This window comes from Flavobacterium sp. DSR3-2 (genome assembly GCF_049896525.1).
In the GTDB taxonomy this organism is placed as follows: Bacteria; Bacteroidota; Bacteroidia; order Flavobacteriales; family Flavobacteriaceae; genus Flavobacterium.
This window is the reverse complement of sequence record NZ_JAFCUM010000026.1, coordinates 1-5,174: the sequence shown is the minus strand read 5'-3', so window position 1 is coordinate 5,174 and position 5,174 is coordinate 1. Positions and strand designations below refer to the sequence as shown.

General features: G+C 47.5%; 2 tRNA genes and 2 rRNA genes. All 4 read left to right on the top strand.

What is annotated here, in order from left to right:
• Window positions 1-182: 182 nt before the first annotated feature.
• The 4 genes from ACP7AV_RS16990 to ACP7AV_RS16975 all read left to right on the top strand — a co-directional run bounded on the left by ACP7AV_RS16990 (window position 183) and on the right by ACP7AV_RS16975 (window position 5,136).
• Window positions 183-1,696: ribosomal RNA gene (locus ACP7AV_RS16990) — 16S ribosomal RNA — on the top strand.
• 124 nt (window positions 1,697-1,820) lie between these two features.
• A tRNA-Ile gene (locus tag ACP7AV_RS16985) sits at window positions 1,821-1,894 on the top strand.
• A gap of 92 nt (window positions 1,895-1,986) precedes the next feature.
• Window positions 1,987-2,060 (top strand) — tRNA-Ala (locus tag ACP7AV_RS16980).
• 192 nt (window positions 2,061-2,252) lie between these two features.
• A 23S ribosomal RNA gene (locus ACP7AV_RS16975) occupies window positions 2,253-5,136 on the top strand.
• The 16S and 23S rRNA genes sit together here with 2 tRNA genes alongside, the layout of an rRNA operon.
• Window positions 5,137-5,174: the final 38 nt, after the last annotated feature.

Genomic DNA, 5,174 nt, shown 5'->3' with positions numbered 1-5,174 from the left:
ATGTGAATCAAACGAAGAGAAAAGCAGATAAGAACACGTTCCTAGACATATTGAATTGACAGCCGTTTTAAGAGAGATCTTAGAACAAAAGAATAAGAGTAATAGAATCGAGAGATTTGAAAAAACCACTAGAATTTAGTCGAATAAATAAAGAGAACAGATTTATCTGAACTCAACAATATACGATGAAGAGTTTGATCCTGGCTCAGGATGAACGCTAGCGGCAGGCTTAACACATGCAAGTCGAGGGGTATGCTTCTTCGGAAGCAGAGACCGGCGCACGGGTGCGTAACGCGTATGCAATCTACCTTTCACAGAGGGATAGCCCAGAGAAATTTGGATTAATACCTCATAGTATAGCAGTTTCGCATGAAACCACTATTAAAGTCACAACGGTGAAAGATGAGCATGCGTCCCATTAGCTAGTTGGTAAGGTAACGGCTTACCAAGGCAACGATGGGTAGGGGTCCTGAGAGGGAGATCCCCCACACTGGTACTGAGACACGGACCAGACTCCTACGGGAGGCAGCAGTGAGGAATATTGGACAATGGGCGCAAGCCTGATCCAGCCATGCCGCGTGCAGGATGACGGTCCTATGGATTGTAAACTGCTTTTATACGAGAAGAAACCCTCCGACGTGTCGGAGCTTGACGGTATCGTAAGAATAAGGATCGGCTAACTCCGTGCCAGCAGCCGCGGTAATACGGAGGATCCAAGCGTTATCCGGAATCATTGGGTTTAAAGGGTCCGTAGGCGGTCAGGTAAGTCAGTGGTGAAAGCCCATCGCTCAACGGTGGAACGGCCATTGATACTGTCTGACTTGAATTATTAGGAAGTAACTAGAATATGTAGTGTAGCGGTGAAATGCTTAGAGATTACATGGAATACCAATTGCGAAGGCAGGTTACTACTAATGGATTGACGCTGATGGACGAAAGCGTGGGTAGCGAACAGGATTAGATACCCTGGTAGTCCACGCCGTAAACGATGGATACTAGCTGTTGGAAGCAATTTCAGTGGCTAAGCGAAAGTGATAAGTATCCCACCTGGGGAGTACGTTCGCAAGAATGAAACTCAAAGGAATTGACGGGGGCCCGCACAAGCGGTGGAGCATGTGGTTTAATTCGATGATACGCGAGGAACCTTACCAAGGCTTAAATGTAGATTGACCGGTTTGGAAACAGATCTTTCGCAAGACAATTTACAAGGTGCTGCATGGTTGTCGTCAGCTCGTGCCGTGAGGTGTCAGGTTAAGTCCTATAACGAGCGCAACCCCTGTTGTTAGTTGCCAGCGAGTCAAGTCGGGAACTCTAACAAGACTGCCAGTGCAAACTGTGAGGAAGGTGGGGATGACGTCAAATCATCACGGCCCTTACGCCTTGGGCTACACACGTGCTACAATGGCCGGTACAGAGAGCAGCCACTGGGCGACCAGGAGCGAATCTATAAAACCGGTCACAGTTCGGATCGGAGTCTGCAACTCGACTCCGTGAAGCTGGAATCGCTAGTAATCGGATATCAGCCATGATCCGGTGAATACGTTCCCGGGCCTTGTACACACCGCCCGTCAAGCCATGGAAGCTGGGGGTGCCTGAAGTCGGTGACCGCAAGGAGCTGCCTAGGGTAAAACTGGTAACTAGGGCTAAGTCGTAACAAGGTAGCCGTACCGGAAGGTGCGGCTGGAACACCTCCTTTCTAGAGCCTTAGTGTTAGTAGCAATACACGCTAGGGAAAGAAGACGAAAGTTCGCGTTGGAAACAAAGATTAAAATTTTATTACTCTTGCTGTTAGTTCAAATAATACCATTTAAGAATAAGAGTGTCTCGTAGCTCAGCTGGTTAGAGTACTACACTGATAATGTAGGGGTCGACAGTTCGAGTCTGTCCGAGACAACTATTTTACTTAAATAAAAAAAGAAGAAATTCTAGAGTTGAGGAGTTATGAAAGTATTTCATAATTCATAATTCACAATTCATAATTAGATTGGGGGATTAGCTCAGCTGGCTAGAGCGCCTGCCTTGCACGCAGGAGGTCAACGGTTCGACTCCGTTATTCTCCACGATTTTAGTCATAAAGTCTAAAGTCATAAAGTTACAAGTCTTCGGACATTGGACTTTAAGACCTTTGACATTCGACTAAATAAAGTTCATTGACATATTGAGATAAGAAAATAATAAAAAGTAGAAAGCATTTTTTGCTTGTTTATTTATAGACAAGTAAAAGAAACGGCATTCTTAATTGAATGTTGGTACAATAAGCAAAATAAGGGCGTATGGGGGATGCCTTGGCTCTCAGAGGCGATGAAGGGCGTGATAAGCTGCGAAAAGCTACGGGGATTGGCACACACGATATGATCCGTAGATACCCGAATGGGGCAACCCACTATGTTGAAGACATAGTACACCGATAGGTGGGCAAACCCGCTGAACTGAAACATCTAAGTAGGCGGAGGAGAAGAAAACAAAAGTGATTCCGTAAGTAGTGGCGAGCGAACGCGGATTAGCCCAAACCAATGTTGTTACGGCAATATTGGGGTTGTAGGACCACGTTATTTGTTGCGGATAGAATTAGAATCTACTGGAAAGTAGGGCCAAAGAAGGTGATAGCCCTGTATAAGTAATAGAAGATAACGATAGTGGTATCCTGAGTAGGGCGGGACACGAGAAATCCTGTCTGAATTTGGCGGGACCATCCGCTAAGGCTAAATACTCCTGAGAGACCGATAGTGAACCAGTACCGTGAGGGAAAGGTGAAAAGAACCGTGAATAACGGAGTGAAATAGATCCTGAAACCATACGCTTACAAGCGGTCGGAGCCCTTTCGTGGGGTGACGGCGTGCCTTTTGCATAATGAGCCTACGAGTTAACGTTGCTGGCAAGGATAAGTGGTTAAGCCACGGATCCGTAGCGAAAGCGAGTCTGAATAGGGCGCTTTAGTCAGTAGTGTTAGACGCGAAACCGTGTGATCTACCCATGGGCAGGATGAAGCTGTGGTAACACATAGTGGAGGTCCGAACCGGTTGACGTTGAAAAGTCTTCGGATGACCTGTGGGTAGGGGTGAAAGGCCAATCAAACTCGGAAATAGCTCGTACTCCCCGAAATGCATTTAGGTGCAGCGTTATGCGTAAAGTTATATAGAGGTAGAGCTACTGATTGGATGCGGGGGCTTCACCGCCTACCAATTCCTGACAAACTCCGAATGCTATATAATGTTTCATAACAGTGAGGGCTTGGGTGCTAAGGTCCAAGTCCGAGAGGGAAAGAACCCAGACCATCAGCTAAGGTCCCCAAATATATACTAAGTTGAAAGAACGAGGTTTGTCTGCCCAGACAGCTAGGATGTTGGCTTGGAAGCAGCCATTCATTTAAAGAGTGCGTAACAGCTCACTAGTCGAGCGGACGAGCATGGATAATAATCGGGCATAAGTATATTACCGAAGCTATGGATTTACAATTAATTGTAAGTGGTAGGGGAGCATTCTCACAGGGTAGAAGGTGTATCGTAAGGTATGCTGGACCGGTGAGAAAAGAAAATGTAGGCATAAGTAACGATAATGCGGGCGAGAAACCCGCACACCGAAAGACTAAGGTTTCCACAGCTATGCTAATCAGCTGTGGGTTAGTCGGGACCTAAGGCGAACCCGAAAGGGACAGTCGATGGACAACGGGTTAATATTCCCGTACTAGTTATTACTGTGATGGGGTGACGGAGTGATGAAAGCGCCGCGAACTGACGGAATAGTTCGTTGAAGTACCTACCTATAAGACCCGCAGGCAAATCCACGGGTTTTGGGGAAATACGATAGTACTCGGAGTCTTCGGACAAAGAGATAGTGCGCCTAAGGGCTTCCAAGAAAAACCTCTAAACTTCAGGTAATAAGTACCCGTACCGCAAACCGACACAGGTAGTCGAGGAGAGAATCCTAAGGTGCTCGAGAGATTCATGGCTAAGGAATTAGGCAAAATAGACCCGTAACTTCGGGAGAAGGGTCGCCAGCAGCAATGCTGGCCGCAGTGAAGAGGTCCAGGCGACTGTTTATCAAAAACACAGGGCTCTGCAAAATCGTAAGATGAAGTATAGGGCCTGACACCTGCCCGGTGCTGGAAGGTTAAGTGGAGATGTTATCTTCGGAGAAGCATTGAAATGAAGCCCCAGTAAACGGCGGCCGTAACTATAACGGTCCTAAGGTAGCGAAATTCCTTGTCGGGTAAGTTCCGACCTGCACGAATGGTGTAACGATCTGGACACTGTCTCAGCCATGAGCTCGGTGAAATTGTAGTAGCGGTGAAGATGCCGCTTACCCGCAGTGGGACGAAAAGACCCTGTGCACCTTTACTATAGCTTAGTATTGACCTTGGACAAATGATGTGTAGGATAGGTTGGAGACTGTGAAGTGGCGTCGCTAGGCGTTGTGGAGTCATTGTTGAAATACAACCCTTTGTTTGTCTGAGGCCTAACCCCGTAATGCGGGGGACATTGCTTGGTGGGTAGTTTGACTGGGGTGGTCGCCTCCAAAAGAGTAACGGAGGCTTCTAAAGGTTCCCTCAGTACGCTTGGTAACCGTGCGTAGAGTGCAATGGCATAAGGGAGCTTGACTGAGAGACATACAGGTCGATCAGGTACGAAAGTAGAGCATAGTGATCCGGTGGTTCCGCATGGAAGGGCCATCGCTCAAAGGATAAAAGGTACGCCGGGGATAACAGGCTGATCTCCCCCAAGAGCTCATATCGACGGGGGGGTTTGGCACCTCGATGTCGGCTCGTCACATCCTGGGGCTGGAGAAGGTCCCAAGGGTTGGGCTGTTCGCCCATTAAAGTGGCACGCGAGCTGGGTTCAGAACGTCGTGAGACAGTTCGGTCTCTATCTACTGTGGGCGCAAGAAATTTGAGTGGATCTGATTCTAGTACGAGAGGACCGAATTGGACAAACCTCTAGTGTATCTGTTGTCACGCCAGTGGCATCGCAGAGTAGCTACGTTTGGAAGGGATAAGCGCTGAAAGCATATAAGCGCGAAACCCACCACAAGATGAGATTTCTTTTAAGGGTCGTGGGAGATGACCACGTTGATAGGCTATAGATGTAAAGGCAGTAATGTCATAGTCGAGTAGTACTAATAACCCGTAAGCTTATGTACGCTTTTCCTGCCGAGCAATCGGCAGGAAGAAACTTTCT